The sequence below is a fragment of the Streptomyces sp. NPDC000594 genome, assembly GCF_040299965.1.
Taxonomy (GTDB): Bacteria; Actinomycetota; Actinomycetes; order Streptomycetales; family Streptomycetaceae; genus Streptomyces.
In genome coordinates, this window is the sequence record NZ_JBEPCY010000012.1 from 156,026 (window position 1) to 171,518 (window position 15,493).

At 72.1% G+C, this 15,493-nt stretch carries 17 protein-coding genes; 10 read left to right on the top strand and 7 right to left on the bottom strand.

From position 1 onward, the window contains the following. Positions 1 to 12: 12 nt before the first annotated feature. Together ABT354_RS19050 and ABT354_RS19055 are read right to left on the bottom strand one after the other, a co-directional pair. The gene (locus ABT354_RS19050) at positions 13 to 501 is read right to left on the bottom strand and encodes a hypothetical protein (protein ID WP_351495154.1); all 489 of its coding nucleotides are present in this window, start codon (positions 499 to 501) and stop codon (positions 13 to 15) included. A 48-nt stretch (positions 502 to 549) separates the two neighbouring features. Then, entirely contained in the window at positions 550 to 1,167 is a 618-nt protein-coding gene (locus ABT354_RS19055; RefSeq protein ID WP_351495156.1) for a PH domain-containing protein, read from the bottom strand. Between the two features lie 233 nt (positions 1,168 to 1,400). Between ABT354_RS19055 and deoC the strand changes: the two genes are divergently transcribed. Genes deoC through ABT354_RS19070 form a run of 3 tightly spaced genes read left to right on the top strand, consistent with a single transcriptional unit; the run spans position 1,401 to position 4,709 of the window. Further along, positions 1,401 to 2,351 carry a deoxyribose-phosphate aldolase gene (gene deoC / locus ABT354_RS19060; RefSeq protein ID WP_351495263.1) on the top strand — a complete coding sequence of 317 codons (951 nt, stop codon included), beginning with the start codon at positions 1,401 to 1,403 and terminating at the stop codon, positions 2,349 to 2,351. A 5-nt stretch (positions 2,352 to 2,356) separates the two neighbouring features. Beyond that, positions 2,357 to 3,820 (top strand): aldehyde dehydrogenase family protein, encoded by a 1,464-nt coding sequence (locus tag ABT354_RS19065; protein WP_351495157.1) that lies wholly within the window; start codon positions 2,357 to 2,359, stop codon positions 3,818 to 3,820. Further along, complete coding sequence (locus tag ABT354_RS19070) at positions 3,813 to 4,709, top strand: aldehyde dehydrogenase family protein (RefSeq protein ID WP_351495159.1); 897 nt, start codon at positions 3,813 to 3,815, stop codon at positions 4,707 to 4,709. Before ABT354_RS19065 ends, ABT354_RS19070 begins: the two co-directional genes overlap by 8 nt. A gap of 80 nt (positions 4,710 to 4,789) precedes the next feature. Here the strand turns inward: ABT354_RS19070 and ABT354_RS19075 are convergent, their stop codons facing one another. Beyond that, positions 4,790 to 5,200 carry a hypothetical protein gene (locus ABT354_RS19075; RefSeq protein ID WP_351495160.1) on the bottom strand — a complete coding sequence of 137 codons (411 nt, stop codon included), beginning with the start codon at positions 5,198 to 5,200 and terminating at the stop codon, positions 4,790 to 4,792. Positions 5,201 to 5,355: 155 nt separating this feature from the next. Here ABT354_RS19075 and ABT354_RS19080 point away from each other — a divergent pair, with 155 nt between their 5' ends. Continuing rightward, complete coding sequence (locus tag ABT354_RS19080; protein ID WP_351495162.1) at positions 5,356 to 6,060, top strand: uridine kinase family protein; 705 nt, start codon at positions 5,356 to 5,358, stop codon at positions 6,058 to 6,060. A 268-nt stretch (positions 6,061 to 6,328) separates the two neighbouring features. Here ABT354_RS19080 and ABT354_RS19085 read toward each other — a convergent pair whose 3' ends face one another. Further along, positions 6,329 to 7,069, bottom strand: a complete 741-nt coding sequence (locus ABT354_RS19085) for a SigE family RNA polymerase sigma factor (protein ID WP_351495164.1) — start codon at positions 7,067 to 7,069, stop codon at positions 6,329 to 6,331. Between the two features lie 265 nt (positions 7,070 to 7,334). On the opposite strand from ABT354_RS19085, the gene afsQ1 reads away from it, so the two are divergent. The 5 genes from afsQ1 (at position 7,335) to ABT354_RS19110 (ending at position 11,564) form a co-directional block, all read left to right on the top strand. After that, positions 7,335 to 8,012 (top strand): two-component system response regulator AfsQ1, encoded by a 678-nt coding sequence (afsQ1, locus tag ABT354_RS19090; RefSeq protein WP_003954923.1) that lies wholly within the window; start codon positions 7,335 to 7,337, stop codon positions 8,010 to 8,012. A gap of 70 nt (positions 8,013 to 8,082) precedes the next feature. Further along, on the top strand, positions 8,083 to 9,663 hold the full coding sequence (locus tag ABT354_RS19095) for an ATP-binding protein (RefSeq protein WP_351495167.1): 1,581 nt from the start codon (positions 8,083 to 8,085) through the stop codon (positions 9,661 to 9,663). Next, positions 9,660 to 10,355: a hypothetical protein gene (locus ABT354_RS19100; protein ID WP_351495169.1), complete on the top strand. Its 696-nt coding sequence runs from the start codon at positions 9,660 to 9,662 to the stop codon at positions 10,353 to 10,355. Before ABT354_RS19095 ends, ABT354_RS19100 begins: the two co-directional genes overlap by 4 nt. 111 nt (positions 10,356 to 10,466) lie before the next feature. Further along, positions 10,467 to 11,150 carry a VanZ family protein gene (locus ABT354_RS19105; RefSeq protein WP_502983446.1) on the top strand — a complete coding sequence of 228 codons (684 nt, stop codon included), beginning with the start codon at positions 10,467 to 10,469 and terminating at the stop codon, positions 11,148 to 11,150. Between the two features lie 189 nt (positions 11,151 to 11,339). Continuing rightward, on the top strand, positions 11,340 to 11,564 hold the full coding sequence (locus ABT354_RS19110; RefSeq protein ID WP_351495171.1) for a PspC domain-containing protein: 225 nt from the start codon (positions 11,340 to 11,342) through the stop codon (positions 11,562 to 11,564). Positions 11,565 to 11,668: 104 nt separating this feature from the next. Here the strand turns inward: ABT354_RS19110 and ABT354_RS19115 are convergent, their stop codons facing one another. Together ABT354_RS19115 and ABT354_RS19120 are read right to left on the bottom strand one after the other, a co-directional pair. After that, complete coding sequence (locus ABT354_RS19115; RefSeq protein ID WP_351495173.1) at positions 11,669 to 12,085, bottom strand: hypothetical protein; 417 nt, start codon at positions 12,083 to 12,085, stop codon at positions 11,669 to 11,671. Between the two features lie 186 nt (positions 12,086 to 12,271). Further along, the gene (locus ABT354_RS19120; RefSeq protein WP_351495175.1) at positions 12,272 to 13,426 is read right to left on the bottom strand and encodes an adenosine deaminase; all 1,155 of its coding nucleotides are present in this window, start codon (positions 13,424 to 13,426) and stop codon (positions 12,272 to 12,274) included. A 312-nt stretch (positions 13,427 to 13,738) separates the two neighbouring features. Here ABT354_RS19120 and ABT354_RS19125 point away from each other — a divergent pair, with 312 nt between their 5' ends. Continuing rightward, a complete protein-coding gene (locus tag ABT354_RS19125) occupies positions 13,739 to 14,428 on the top strand; it encodes a dienelactone hydrolase family protein (protein ID WP_351495264.1) in 690 nt (229 codons plus the stop codon). 58 nt (positions 14,429 to 14,486) lie between these two features. Here ABT354_RS19125 and ABT354_RS19130 read toward each other — a convergent pair whose 3' ends face one another. After that, entirely contained in the window at positions 14,487 to 15,470 is a 984-nt protein-coding gene (locus ABT354_RS19130) for a LysR family transcriptional regulator (protein WP_351495177.1), read from the bottom strand. Between the last annotated feature and the right edge of the window lie 23 nt (positions 15,471 to 15,493).

A 15,493-nucleotide genomic window follows, 5' to 3' on the forward strand; every position in this document is an offset into this window, starting at 1 on the left:
GTTCCCGGCCCCTCAGGAGCCCGAGCGGAGCCCCAGCACACTGTGCAGATAGGGCCCGGCGGGAATATCGGGACGGCCCCTCCGCCGGCGCGCCCCCTCCGCCACCTCCGCGCGCAGCCCGGTGGCCGGTTCACCCAGGACGACGGTGCTGATCACCAGTTCGATCATCAGACAGTCATGGTGGTCGTCGGTTCCGCCGTAGCGCTCCGGGTCGCGTTCGGCCATCGCTCCGATGATCCGCCATCCTCCGCCCTCGGCCGGGGCGAAGGCCGCCTCGAAGATCCCGAGGCCGGTCCAGCTGCGGTGCAGGAAGACGACACCGTCCTCGGTGAAGACGTCCCACTTCTCGTCCATGTCCCCCGAGCGGTAGCCGCTCCGGATGCGTTGCCAGTCGTCCTCCGACCAGATCCGCTGGGGCAGCTCCGACAGCGGACGAGGGTCCGACATCCACTCGACGCCGCAGGCGAAGGAGGAGCGCGTCACGTGTTCGACGGCGGGCATGGCCAGATCCTATAGATGATCATGGCCGGTCCGACGGCGGAAGGCGGGTCAGCCGGTCGCGAAGAGCGCGATCAGCAGCACCGCGCCGGCGGCGATCGGGGCGATCAGTTCGAACGCCCACCGCACCACGGGCTCGCCCTGCGCGGACTTCCGCTCGGCGTGGTGCTCGCAGAGCAGCCGCAGCTCGCGGATGGTCTGGTCGACCTGGGCCTGCTTGATCTCGCCGACCGGGTCGGTGCCGGTCCCGGCGGTCCGGGCGGCCTTCATCTGCTGGCGGTTGGCCTTCTTCCGCTGGCGCAGCGAGACCGGGATGGCCCACATCGGGTACTTGGTCCCGTCCTCGGTGATCACCTCGGACGAGTAGGCGGCGCGGAAGTCGTCCACGGCGCCCCAGGGGATGTCGATGGTACGGAGCGGATTGCGGACCCGTACCCGGTCGTCGCCCGCGAGGACCACGGGCCGCAGGGTGAACGCCAGCACCGACGGCACCACCACGAGCAGCCAGGCGACGGCGAACCAGGGCGTCCGCCCCTCGCCGCGCAGAATGGCGTCCGTGCCCAGCCACAGGGCGAGGCCGAGCAGCAGGACGCCGCCCACCAGTCCGGCGGGGGATCGGAACGCCCGATCCGCGTAGGTGCGCGCCTCGGGAGACTTCGAGCTGGTCATACCCCCGATTCTGCCCCACGGTCCGCCGGGGCCGCGCCCGCCTCCCTGGGAGGACGCCGGGCAGAAGCCGGGATGAGGCCAGGAGGACCCCGGGAGGACCCCGGGAGGACGCCGGGCAGAAGCCAGGAAGACACCGGGCGGAAGCCGAAAGCGGGCGACGGACCCGCATTCCGTCGCTTCTCACACCCCCCTGTACAGGCAGCTACGCGCGTAGATATGCTCCGCTGGTGAGCATGCCCACCGCACCCGCATCCGCCCTCCCGGAGGTCACCGCCTCCGACCAGGCCCTCCGTCGCTTTCTGCACGGGCTCCCGGGGGTCGACCCCGTCGGGCTCGAAGCACGCGCCGCGTCCCTCGGCACGCGGTCGATCAAGACCACCGCCAAGGCGTACGCCATCGATCTGGCGATCTCGATGATCGACCTCACCACCCTGGAAGGCGCCGACACCCCCGGCAAGGTCCGGGCCCTCGCCGCCAAGGCCGTGCACCCCGATCCGATCGACCGGACCACCCCGGCCACCGCCGCCGTCTGCGTCTATCCCGACATGGTGGCGACCGCCAAGGCCGGGCTGAAGGGCTCCGGCGTCAAGGTCGCCTCCGTCGCCACCGCCTTCCCCGCCGGGCGCGCCGCGCTCGATGTGAAGCTCGCCGACACCCGGGACGCCGTCGCCGCCGGGGCGGACGAGATCGACATGGTGATCGACCGTGGTGCCTTCCTCTCCGGGAGGTATCTGAAGGTGTACGAGGAGATCGTCGCCGTCCGGGAGGCCTCGGGCGACGCCCGGCTGAAGGTCATCTTCGAGACGGGCGAGCTGTCGACGTACGACAACATCCGCCGCGCCAGCTGGCTCGGCATGCTCGCGGGCGCCGACTTCATCAAGACCTCCACGGGCAAGGTCGCGGTCAACGCCACCCCGGCCAACACCCTGCTGATGCTGGAGGCCGTGCGTGACTTCCGGCTCCAGACCGGGATCCAGGTCGGGGTGAAGCCCGCCGGAGGCATCCGTACCACCAAGGACGCGATCAAGTTCCTGGTCCTGGTCAACGAGACCGCCGGTCCCGACTGGCTGGACAACCACTGGTTCCGTTTCGGCGCCTCCAGCCTGCTCAACGATCTGCTGATGCAGCGCCAGAAGCTGGCCACCGGCCGCTACTCCGGCCCCGACTATGTGACTGTGGACTGAGCGAGATGACCAGCGATATGACCCAGACAGCGGCGGGCAACCCGTTCGCCTACGCCCCCGCGCCGGAATCCCGCGCGGTCGTCGACATCGCCCCCTCCTACGGCCTCTTCATCGACGGGGAGTTCACGGAGTCCAGCGGCCGGGAGATGCACAAGACCGTCTCCCCCGCGACCGAGGAGGTCCTGGCGGAGTACACCCAGGGCACCGCCGAGGATGTGGAGCGCGCGGTCGCCGCCGCCCGCAAGGCGTTCGGGAAGTGGTCGGCACTGCCCGGCTCCGAGCGCGCCAAGTATCTCTACCGGATCGCCCGGATCATCCAGGAGCGCAGCCGTGAGCTGGCCGTTCTGGAGACCCTGGACAACGGCAAGCCGATCCGCGAGACCCGTGACGCCGACCTTCCGCTGGTCGCCGCGCACTTCTTCTACTACGCGGGGTGGGCCGACAAGCTGGGCCACGCGGGGTTCGGCCCCGACCCCCGTCCGCTGGGTGTCGCGGGCCAAGTCATCCCCTGGAACTTCCCGCTGCTGATGCTGGCGTGGAAGATCGCCCCGGCGCTGGCCACCGGCAATACGGTGGTCCTCAAGCCCGCCGAGACCACCCCGCTCTCCGCGCTCTTCTTCGCGGACATCTGCCGCCAGGCGGGTCTGCCCCGGGGTGTGGTGAACATCGTCACCGGTGACGGCCGTACCGGTGAGGCGCTGGTGACCCACCCCGGCATCGACAAGGCGGCCTTCACCGGCTCCACGGCGGTCGGCAAGGCCATCGCCCGCCAGGTCGCCGGGACCGGCAAGCGGCTCACCCTGGAGCTGGGCGGCAAGGGCGCCAACATCGTCTTCGACGACGCCCCCATCGACCAGGCGGTCGAGGGCATCGTCAGCGGCATCTTCTTCAACCAGGGCCAGGTCTGCTGCGCGGGCTCCCGGCTGCTGGTCCAGGAGTCGATCGAGGAGGAGCTGCTGGACGCGCTGAAGCGCCGGCTCTCCACCCTGCGGCTGGGCGATCCGCTGGACAAGAACACCGATATCGGTGCCATCAACTCCGCCGAGCAGCTGGCCCGGATCACCGCACTGGCGGGTACGGGCGAGGCGGAGGGCGCCGAGCGCTGGTCCGCCCCGTGCGAGCTGCCGTCCTCGGGGTACTGGTTCGCCCCGACCCTCTTCACCGGGGTCACCCAGGCGCACACGATCGCCCGGGACGAGATCTTCGGCCCGGTGCTGTCGGTGCTGACCTTCCGTACCCCGGACGAAGCCGTCGCCAAGGCCAACAACAGCCAGTACGGCCTGTCGGCGGGGATCTGGACCGAGAAGGGCTCGCGGATCCTCGCTGTCGCGAGCAAGCTCCGGGCGGGTGTCGTCTGGGCCAATACGTTCAACAAGTTCGACCCGACCTCGCCCTTCGGCGGTTACAAGGAGTCGGGCTTCGGCCGCGAGGGCGGCCGTCACGGCCTGGAGGCTTACCTCGATGTCTGAGATCGCACGACTGAGCGTATTCAAGACGTACAAGCTGTACGTGGGTGGTAAGTTCCCGCGTTCCGAGAGCGGCCGGGTGTACGAGGTGACCGACGCAAAGGGCCAGTGGCTGGCGAACGCCCCGCTCTCCTCCCGCAAGGACGCCCGGGACGCCGTGGTCGCCGCGCGCAAGGCGTTCGGCGGCTGGTCCGGGGCGACCGCGTACAACCGAGGACAGATCCTCTACCGCGCCGCCGAGATGCTGGAGGGCCGCCGGGCGCAGTTCGTCACCGAGGTCGCCCAGGCCGAGGGGATCTCCAAGACGAAGGCGGCGGCGCAGGTCGACGCGGCCGTCGACCGTCTGGTCTGGTACGCCGGGTGGACCGACAAGATCGCCCAGGTCGTCGGCGGGGCCAACCCGGTGGCGGGGCCGTTCTTCAATCTCTCCACCCCGGAGCCGACCGGTGTGGTCGCCGTCCTGGCCCCGCAGGAGTCGTCCTTCCTGGGTCTGGTCTCGGTGATCGCCCCGGTGATCGCCACCGGTAACACCGCCGTGGTCGTGGCGAGCGAGCGGGCCCCGCTGCCCGCGCTCTCCCTGGGCGAGGTGCTGGCCACCTCGGATCTGCCCGGCGGTGTGGTCAATGTCCTCTCCGGCCGTACGGCGGAACTGGCCGCGCCGCTCGCCGCGCACCAGGACGTCAACGCGATCGATCTCACCGGCGCGGGCCCCGAGCTGGCCCGGGAGCTGGAGACGGCCGCCGCCGACAACCTCAAGCGGGTGCTGCGGCCCCGGCCCGATGCCGACGAGTGGACCGCCGACCCCGGTACCCGCCGGATGACCGCGTTCCTGGAGACCAAGACGGTCTGGCACCCCACGGGCGCGCTGGGCGCGGCCGGTTCCTCGTACTGAGGACCGCCGGAGTAGAGGAACAAGACGCCGGGGCGGTCGCGGAGACCGGCCCGGCGTCTGTCGTGTCTACAGCGGTGTGTCTACAGCGGCAGCTGGCCCACCACCCCGCCGATCAGCGGCAGCTCGCTGAGCGAGGCGCCCTGGGCCAGCGGCCCGGTGGCCGCCTCGGTGGAGATCGGCTTGAAGTCGGCGATCTGGGTCGCGACCCCATTGGCGAGCGGGTCGACACCGGTCTTGGCCAGCGGGTTCAGCTGGAGCCTGGTCAGCTCCCCGAGGCCGGTCACCGAATTGGTGACCACCCCGGTCAGCGGTCCCAGCGCGTCCGCCGGGCCGGCCGCCGTGGCGGTACCCGGGGCCGGGGCCGGGGCGACCGGTACGGGTGCCGCGTGCGCGGCGGTGGCGCCCGCGCCGAGGGAGGCGGCCACCGCCGCCATGGTCAGTCCGGCGCGCAGGGTGACCCGCCGGGGATGGGGTGAAGCGTGACGTGCCATGGATCGAGGCTCCCGCCTGGGTGAGCACCCGGACGGCGCCCGGATGTCCGTATGTGTCATCGGAAGGGCACCGAGCGTAGTTGAGATGTGATTCTCCCTCCACCGCTCTCCCCGGAGGGTCCCCTTCACGGGTCAATGCCTCACACTGGTGTCCCGTGACTGCCTCCCCCACGCCGACGCGTGTCGTACTGCTCACGGGTCCCTCCGGTTCCGGAAAGAGCTCCCTCGCCGCCCGTACGGGACTGCCCGTACTGCGCCTGGACGACTTCTACAAGGAGGTCGGCGACCCCACTCTGCCGCTGGTCGCGGGGGGTACGGACATCGACTGGGACTCCCCGCTCTCCTGGGACACCGAGACGGCGGTGGCCGCCATCGCCGAGCTGTGCGGCACCGGGCGTACCGCCGTACCGGTGTACGACATCGCCGCCAGCGCGCGGACGGGGAGCACCGTCTTCGAGAGCGGCGGCGCGCCGGTCGTGGTCGCGGAGGGGATCTTCGCCGCCGAGCTGGTGGACCGCTGCCGGGAGCTGGGGCTGCTGGCGGACGCGCTCTGTCTGCGCGGCCGTCCCTCGACCACGTTCCGCCGCCGTCTGGCGCGTGATCTGCGGGAGGGACGGAAGTCGGTCGGGTTCCTGCTGCGGCGGGGGTGGCGGCTGATGCGCGCGGAGCGTTCCATCGTGGCCCGTCAGGCGGGTCTGGGGGCGTATCCCTGTGGACGGGACGAGGCACTGGGCCGGGTCGCGGCGGCGGTGGCGGGCGACCGCGCGGACCACCCGGGGTGTCAGGAGCACCCGGGGCATCAGGACCGCCCGGCGCGCCAGGGGCGGCGGCAGCGCCGTACCCCCGCCCGGCAGGGCTGACAGGGCCGAAGCAACCGAAAACCGGGGAAGCCGAAGCCGGGGAAGCGGAAGCCGGGGAAGCGGAAAGAAGCCAAAAAGAAGAGCGGAATCGGACAAGACCCCCCGGCCCGTCCGATCCCGCTCTCCCCCGTTGCCCCCGTGAGCCGCGTGGGTCCCCCGACCCTCGTGGCTCCCCCCTTGTGCACCGTCGCTCCCCCGAGTCGACGGCCCCCCTCACTTCCCCCGTTCGGGTCACCCCGGTATTTCCCCCGTGGGGTTCCCCGTGCCTTCAGGCCACCAGCTCGCCGAAGGACTCCTCCTCGTCACGGCCGAAGCTGAGGACCTGGTCCTCGCGGAGCCGGCGGAGCGACCGCCAGATGCTCGACTTCACCGTGCCGACACTGATGTCCAGGATCTTCGCGATCTCCGGGTCGGTGCGTCCCTCGTAGTACCGCAGGACCAGCATCGTCCGCTGGAGTTCGGGCAGCCTGGCCAGCGCCTGCCAGAGCACCGCACGCAGCTCGGTCCCCCGCATCGCGTCGGTGTCGCTCGCCGTCTCCGGCAGCTCCTCCGTGGGGTACTCGTTGAGCTTGCGCCGGCGCCAGGCGCTGATGTGCAGATTGGTCATGGTCCGGCGGAGATAGCCGCCGACGGCCGCCTTGTCGCTGATCCGCTCCCAGGCGCGGTACGTGGAGAAGAGCGCGCTCTGGAGCAGGTCCTCGGCCTCGAAGCGGTCACCGGTGAGGTGGTAGGCGGTCGCGTACAGGGAGGAACGACGTTCCTGCACATAGGCGGTGAACTCCGCCTCGGTCAGGCTCGGCCGTCCCCCGTTCTCCCGGTACGGGACCGCCCCGGTCCCCGTGCTCCCCGTGTTCGCGTCAACGACCGTCATGTACGACGGCTTGTGCTGACGCCCGGTGCCGCGCACGCACCCCCGTCCGTTCACGGCACCGGACTTCTCCGTGGTCCGCCCGACGTCGTGCAGACGCGTGACAACTGCGCTTGAGGTGGTGCTGTGCAGTGCGTTCATCCCGCGCCCCCCGTCGAGTGGATTCCGTTCCCGTCCATGTGCCAGCAACTTTGCCCAGGCAGTTTCATGGCGGTGTCCGCCGACTGTCACAGAGCTGTCACAGGGGAAGGGGTGAACACTCATGTGACGGCTGGGGCACGGCTGGCGGGGGAGGACGGATCGGGGAGGGCCGGAGCGCTCCCGCCGCCGGGCCATGGGCGCCCCCGCCGCCGGGGCATGGGGGCGGCGGTCGAAGTCCGGCGGGGGCATGGGCCAGAATGGCCCTGTGCCTTTCCTGTTGCTGATCGAGGACGACGACGCCATCCGCACGGCCCTCGAACTCTCGCTCTCCCGCCAGGGCCACCGTGTGGCCACCGCGGCGACGGGCGAGGACGGCCTGAAGCTGCTCCGGGAGCAGCGACCGGATCTGATCGTGCTGGATGTGATGCTGCCCGGGATCGACGGCTTCGAGGTGTGCCGCCGTATCCGGCGCACCGACCAGCTGCCGATCATTCTGCTGACCGCCCGCAGCGATGACATCGACGTGGTGGTGGGCCTCGAATCCGGTGCGGACGACTATGTCGTCAAGCCGGTCCAGGGGCGGGTGCTGGACGCCCGTATCCGCGCGGTGCTGCGCCGGGGCGAGCGGGAGGCCACCGACTCGGCCACCTTCGGCTCCCTGGTGATCGACCGCTCCGCCATGACGGTGACCAAGAACGGTGAGGATCTCCAGCTCACCCCGACCGAGCTGCGGCTGCTCCTGGAGCTGAGCCGCCGCCCCGGGCAGGCGCTCTCCCGGCAGCAGCTGCTGCGGCTGGTGTGGGAGCACGACTATCTCGGCGACTCCCGGCTGGTGGACGCGTGTGTCCAGCGGCTGCGGGCGAAGGTGGAGGACGTGCCGTCCTCGCCGACCCTGATCCGTACCGTGCGCGGTGTGGGCTACCGGCTGGACGCGCCCCAGTGACCCTCCGTACCACCACCGGCGCCTCCCCACAGCCCGCCGTGCGCATGCGCCGTGCGAAGGGCGCCGGCCGGTGAGCGGAGCCGCCAAGCGCGCGATAGTCGCCGGGCTGCGCTGGACGAGTCTGCGGCTGCGGCTGGTCGTGGTCTTCGCCGCGGTCGCGCTGACCGCCGCCGTCTCCGCCTCGGGGATCGCCTACTGGCTCAACCGCGAGGCCGTGCTCACCCGGGTGCAGGACTCCGCGCTGGAGAGCTTCCGCAAGGACATGCAGAGCCGCGCCGCCGCGCTGCCGCTCCTCCCCTCCCAGGAGGAACTGGAGTCCACCGCCCACCAGATGGCCAACGGCAAGGCGGGGTACGGGGTCCTGCTCCTCGGCGAGCGGGCGAAGGGCAAGCCGGTCGTGGGCACCTCCGACCAGGACCGCTACACGCTCGACCAGGTCCCGCGGACCCTGCGGACCGCCGTGAACAAGCGGCAGCCGACGGGTTCGGGCAACTCGGCCCCGTACCACCTCTACTGGCAGCGCACCGAGCTGCGCGGCACGCCGTACCTGGTGGGCGGCGCCCGGATCGTGGGCGGCGGCCCGACCGGCTATGTCTTCAAGTCGCTGGAGAACGAGCGCGAGGACCTCATCACGCTGGGCTGGTCGCTGGGGATCGCGACCTCGCTGGCGCTGGTGGGTTCGGCGCTGCTGGCGCAGGCCGCGGCGACGACCGTACTGCGCCCGGTGCGCCGGCTCGGGGAGGCCGCGCGCCGGCTGGGCGAGGGGAAGCTGGACACCCGGCTGCGCGTCTCGGGCACCGATGAACTGGCGGAGCTGGCCCGGACCTTCAACAGAACGGCGGAGGCGCTGGAGAAGAAGGTCGCCGACATGAGCGCCCGGGAGGAGTCCAGCCGCCGTTTCGTGGCGGACATGTCGCATGAGCTGCGGACCCCGCTGACGGCGCTGACCGCCGTCACCGAGGTGCTGGAGGACGAGATCGACACCCTGGACCCGATGATCGCCCCCGCCGTGAATCTGGTGGTGAGCGAGACCCGCCGGCTCGGTGTCCTGGTGGAGAATCTGATGGAGGTCACCCGCTTCGACGCGGGCACCGCCAAGGTCGTGCTGGACACGGTCGATGTCGCGGACCAGGTGACGGCCTGTATCGACGCACGGGCCTGGCTGGACGCGGTGGAGCTGGACGCCGAGCGCGGGATCATGGTCCGCCTCGACCCCCGGCGGCTCGATGTGATCCTGGCGAATCTGATCGGCAACGCGCTCAAGCACGGCGGTTCGCCGGTACGGGTCGCGGTGCGGACCGCCGGGAACGAGCTGCTGATCGAGGTGCGGGACCACGGGCCCGGCATCCCCGCCGAGGTGCTGCCGCATGTCTTCGACCGCTTCTACAAGGCGAGCGCCTCCCGGCCCCGCTCGGAGGGGAGCGGTCTCGGCCTGTCGATCGCAATGGAGAACGCGCTGGCCCACGGCGGCACCATCACCGCGGCCAACTCCCCCGACGGCGACGGCGCGGTCTTCCTGCTGCGGCTGCCGCAGGACACCCCCGTACCCAAGGAGGATCCCATCGGCACCGCCGGTACCGCCGGGGACGGGACCGGGGACACGGCGGACGCCCCCGACGGCGAGGCGCCCGGAGAGGGGAACGCACGGTGAGGACGGGGCTCGCGGTGAGGACGGGGCTCGCGGGGCCGCGTGCCGCCCTGGTGCTGGCGGCGGGCGCGCTGCTGCTCGCCGGGTGCGGGATCAGGACCACCCAGGTGCCGGTGGACGCCGGTCCCGCGCCGTCCCGGCTGCCGTGCGCGGTGAGCGGGGAGACGGCGGCGGAGGGCTTTCCGCACCGGGTGCACCTGGTGTGCGCCTCCCGGCTGAAGGCGGTGGACCGGTCGGTCGAGCCGCCCGCCGACGGGGCGCCCGACGGACAGGTACGCGTCGCCCGGCTGCTCCTGGACGAGTTGGAGCGGGAGCCGTCGGCGGCGGAGCGGGAGGCCGGGTTCACCACCGATGTGCCCGGCCCCATCGGAGTGCGCGGGGCGCGCCCCGGGGACCCGGCGGGCACCCTGCGGCTGAGCCGTCAGCCGGAGGACCTGCCGGGGGCGGCGCTGGCGCAGATCGTCTGCACCTTCGCGGAGAGCCAGGCGGCGGCGGCCGGGGGCGCGGTGATCCTCGGCGGGCCCGGGGAGTATCCGGCCCGGGGGTACTCCTGTCCGGAGCGGATCCGGGAACGGCCGGGCGAGCCGGTGCCGACGCTCTCACCGCTGCCCTCCCCGGCGGCGGGCGTGCCGCCGGCCGCAGGCCTCCACGCCCCGGTCACGGGCGCCGGAGCGCCCGTCGGCGGCCTGGGATGAGCCCCGGGGCGCGAGTCCTCCGTACGCCCCCGCCGGGGCGGGAGGAGCCGACGGTGGGAGGGGCGGGACATACGGGGAACCGTTTCCGGGGTGCCGCGCGTCTTGTGTGCCGTGCAGGGTCAAGGTAAGAGCGGCAAAGCCGCGATCCGGTTGCGTGTGGCGGGGGTCGTCCTCCTCCTCGCGCACTTGCTGCTCGTCTGCTGGCTGACGCTGCGCCCGCTGGACGTTCCCTGGGTGACCCCGGCCAATCTGGAGCTGTTCGCCGGGATCCGGGCCGATCTGGAGCTGCCCCCGGCGGACGCGGCGGTGCGGATCGGCGGGGGGCTGCTGCTGCTCTCCCCGCTGGGGGTGCTGCTGCCGATGGCGGGCGGACGGCTGATGGTCTCCCCGGTGGCGTCGCTGGCGCGGACGGCCGCCGCGGGGGCGCTGATCTCGCTCGCGATCGAGCTGCTCCAGACCGGGGTGCCGGGGCGGGTGATGAACGTCGACTCGCTGCTGCTGAACACCACCGGGGTCGTGGTCGCGCATCTGCTGGTGGTGCCGCTGGCGCGGGTCCGGCTGCGGCGTGCCCACCACGGATCACGGTCGCGGTCGCGGACGGTGGCCCGGAGAACTCCGCTGGATCAGGCGTCCGCCGTGTCCTCGGCGGCCTCGGCGGCCCAGGGGCGAGCGGTCGCGCTCTCGCAGGCCAGGCGGAACGCCGCAGGCGGCGGCCAGGGTGCGCGGGAGGAGCGGGGCGAGCGGGGCACTCAGGGCCCGACCCCGAAGATTTCCAGGGTAGGGATCGCCCCTTAGAGGGACGCTCTGTCCTGTTCTGTACGGGCATCATGGAGCCATGGGGTACATCCGGCGGTCCGGGTGGCCCCGGAGGGCCGGGGAGTCCGGCCCGTCCACGGATCACTGCCCACGGATCACCGTCCACGGACGACTGTCCACCGCTCACTGCCCACGGATCACTGTCCACCGCTCACGAAGGAGCACACCATGTCCGCACTTGTCCGCCCCAGCGAGGGACGCATGATCGGCGGGGTGTGCGCGGGGCTGGCCCGGCGCTTCGGCACCTCCGCCGCCACCGTGAGGGTGGTCTTCGCGGTGTCCTGTCTGCTGCCGGGCCCGCAGATCCTGCTGTACGGGGTGTTGTGGGCGGTGCTGCCGTCCGAGGCCAAGGCGGCGGCCCGGGCGGCCAAGGCGGCCGGGACGACCTGGTAGCCCGACGCACACACATGGGGCGCGCACCGGAGATCGGTGCGCGCCCCATGGCGCTGCCGGGCCGCCGTACAGGGGGAAGGGACGGCGGACGGGCCCGGTCGCCCTCAGGCGGGCTGCGACCCGGTGTTCAGCTGGGGGGTCAGATTGAGCGGGGCGGGGGCGAGCTTGCCCAGCTCACCCACCGGGAGGCCGCCGAGCAGGCTGCTCAGCACCTCCTGGGAGGCGCCGGGGGCCATCGCCCGGGTGGTGGCAGTGCTGAGGGTGCCGGGCACCGTGGAGGCGCCCTCCACCAGGGCGGACTGGGCGCTGGAGCGGACCCCGTGGAGGGTCTGGGGGGCACCGGCCGGGAGCTTGCTCACGACCTTCTGGACCGGCACCACCGAGGTGACGGCGTCGAGCGAGGTGACCTCCTCCAGGGAGGGGGCGGGCGGCGGGGCGGCGCAGGCGGTGCCCGCGGCGGCGGCGGCGAAGGCGGCGCCGAGAGCGGCGGCGCCGAGGGACCTGGCGGCAGAATGCTTCATCAGGAGTATGTCCTCGGAAAGCGAATGACAGCGAATGAGGGGAATGACAGGGGACGGCCGTGGCATCGGAAAGGGAAACAGCGGCTCCGTAAACTAGGCACACCGCCGCCGGGGAGGCAAACACCCCGCAGCTGCGCGGCGTTCACCTCTTCCGGTGCTTCCGCCCCTCTTCCTTTACCGGCGCCGTCAGCTTTCCCTGGGGGCGGATTCGCTGGTCGCGACGGTCTGCGAGAACAGCCATTCGGATTTCAGCTCCGCATATCCGGGCTTGATCACATCATTGATCATGGCCAGCCGTTCATCGAAAGGAATGAACGCGGATTTCATGGCATTGACGGTGAACCACTGCATGTCGTCGAGCGAGTATCCGAACGCCTCGGTCAGCCGCTCGAACTCCTGGGACATGCTGGTCCCCGACATCAGACGGTTGTCGGTGTTGACCGTGGCCCGGAAATGGAGACGGCGGAGCAGCCCGATGGGGTGGTCCGCGTAGGAGTCGACGGCGCCGGTCTGGATATTGGAGGTGGGGCAGAGTTCCAGCGGGATCCGCTTGTCGCGCACATAGGCGGCGAGCCGGCCCAGGCGGACCGTGCCGTCGTCGTCGACGGTGATGTCGTCGACGATACGGACGCCATGGCCGAGCCGGTCGGCGCCGCACCACTGGAGCGCCTGCCAGATCGACGGCAGTCCGAACGCCTCGCCCGCGTGGATGGTGAAGTGGTTGTTCTCCCGCTTCAGGTATTCGAAGGCGTCCAGATGGCGGGTGGGCGGATAGCCGGCCTCGGCCCCGGCGATGTCGAAGCCGACAACGCCGTCGTCCCGGTGGCGGTTGGCGAGTTCGGCGATCTCCAGGGAGCGGGCGGCGTGCCGCATCGCGGTGAGCAGGGCGCCGACCCGGATGCGCCGGCCGTCCTGGCGGGCCAGCCGCTCGCCCTCCCGGAAGCCCTCGTTCACCGCGGCCACCACCTCTTCGAGGGTGAGCCCGCCCGCCAGATGCTGTTCGGGGGCGTAGCGGATCTCCGCGTACACCACCCCGTCCTCGGCGAGGTCCTCGGCGCACTCGGCGGCGACCCGGAAGAGCGCGTCGGCGGTCTGCATCACGGCGCAGGTATGGGCGAAGGTCTCCAGATAGCGCTCCAGCGAGCCGGAGTCGGCCGCGTCGTGGAACCACGTCCCGAGCCGGTCGGGCTCGGTCTCGGGGAGCGCCGTGTAGCCGCCCGCCCGGGCGAGGTCGACGACCGTACCGGGGCGCAGCCCGCCGTCGAGATGGTCGTGGAGGAGCACCTTCGGGGCACGGCGGATCTGCTCCGCGGTGGGGGTGTTCAGGGGCTTGGTCTCCATTCGCGCACTCTAGCCCCGCCGGGGAGAAGGGGCCTGGGGCGCTCCGTAACAATGCCCGCGCATACGGGTGGCTGGGCGTTCCGCTTCTGCCAGTGTTCTGCCATGGCAGACCGTGCACTGCCCCGCTGGTGGGGGCGTCGTCAGGAGCAGGGATCGCCACGGGCGCGGGAAGCGCGACGGGCGGGCGCAGACGGGACGGAACGGAGGGAGCGGGCGGAGCGGCTGGAACCAGGAGGGCGGGGGGAGCGGGTGGACCCGGGGCGGCTGGGGCGGCCCTTCCGGCAGAGCGCTCCGCCGCCGGGCGGGGCCCCGATGGTGGGCGGGGTGGTCCTGCTGCTGCCCGACGGGGAGGCGGACTCGGAGCGCGGTCCGTCCCGCTGGGCGCTGGGCCGGTCGCTGCCGCTGGGCCGGTCGCTGGCCCGTGCGGGCTCCCCCTACGGTCTGGTGGTGCACCCGGTGCGCTACCGGGTACGGGGGTGGAACGGCGCCGAGGCCCGGCTCGCGGCCGACGCGACCGAGGCGGCCGAGGAAGTGGTGCGGCGGTACGGGGACGTTCCGGTCTGTCTGGCCGGGCACGGGTTCGGCGGCCGGGCGGCGCTGCGGGCGGCGGACCATGCCTCGGTGGGGTCGGTCCTGGCGCTGGCGCCCTGGCTGCCCGCCGGTGAGCACGAACCGCCGGAGCCGGTGAAACAGCTGGTGGGGCGGCAGGTGCTGATCGTGCATGGCACCAATGACCAGCGGACGTCCCCGGATCTGTCGTACCGGCTGGCCGAGCGGGCGAAGAAGGTGAACCGGAACATATGCCGCTTCGAGGTGCACACGGACGGCAACGCGCTGCGGCAGCACCATGCGGAGGTGCTGGCGCTGGCGACGGACTTCGTCCTCGGGTCGCTCTTTCCGCACCCCTATGCCCGGCCGGTCGCGGACGCGCTGGCCGCGCCGCCGCCGCTGGGGCTGAGGATGCCGCTGGCGGCGGGGTTCGGGCGGTCGCTGCGGCCCTGACCCGCCGGTGACCCCGGGCCGATACGGCCCTCCTCCGGGCCCGGCGAGGCCCGGGGGGTCACTCCGGCAGGCCCGGGAGCAGCCGGCCCCGGCGGGAGAGCAGGAACTTCTTGAACGCGGCGACGGGGGCGGTGTCGGGATGCCCGTCCAGCCAGGCGACCCCGATCTCCCGTACCGCCCTCGGCGCCGTCACCGTCAGCTCCACCACCCCGGGCCGGGCCACCGCCGGCGGGGGCAGCAGCGCGACCCCGAGCCCGGCGGCGACCAGCCCCCGCAGGGTCTCGGCCTCCTCCCCCTCGAAGGCGACCTTGGGGGTGAATCCGGCCTGGGCGCAGAGATCGTCGGTGATCCGGCGCAGCCCGTACCCCGGTTCCAGGGTGACGAAGACGTCCTCGGCGGCCTCGGCGAGCCGGACCCTGCGGCGGCGGGCGAGCCGGTGGTCGTCGGGGACCACGAGCCGCAGCCGCTGTTCGTCCAGGCGCCGGGCGACCAGGTCGGGGGCGTCGGGGACGGGAGAGGTCAGACAGAGGTCGAGATCGCCGGAGCGCAGCCCGCCGAGCATCGCCTCGCCGTAGTTCTGCACCAGGGTGAAGCGGACCTTCGGATGGTCGGCACGGAAGGCCCGCAGCAGCCCGGGGACCGTCTCCGAGCCCATGGTGTGCAGAAAGCCGAAGGCGACCTTCCCGGCGCGCGGGTCGGCGTCGGCGCGGACCACCTCGGCGGCCCGCTCGACCTCGGCGAGGGCCCGTTCGACGGCGCCGAGGAAGGTGCGCCCGGCGGGGGTGAGGGAGACCGTACGGCCCCTGCGGGCGAAGAGGGCGACCCCCAGATCGCGCTCCAGCCGGACCATCGCCCGGGAGAGCGTCGACTGGGGGACGCCCATCTCCAGTGAGGCCCGGGTCACATGCTCCTGGCGGGCGACCCCGGCGAAGTACGCGAGGCGCGGCACCAGCAGCAGTGCGGTGTCCTCGGTGAAATCCTCGGTTGCTTCTTCGTAACTGCCGTGTGACAGCCGAGGCTGTGAGCTGCGTTCATGCACCATGGGAACGATTATCGGCATTCCAT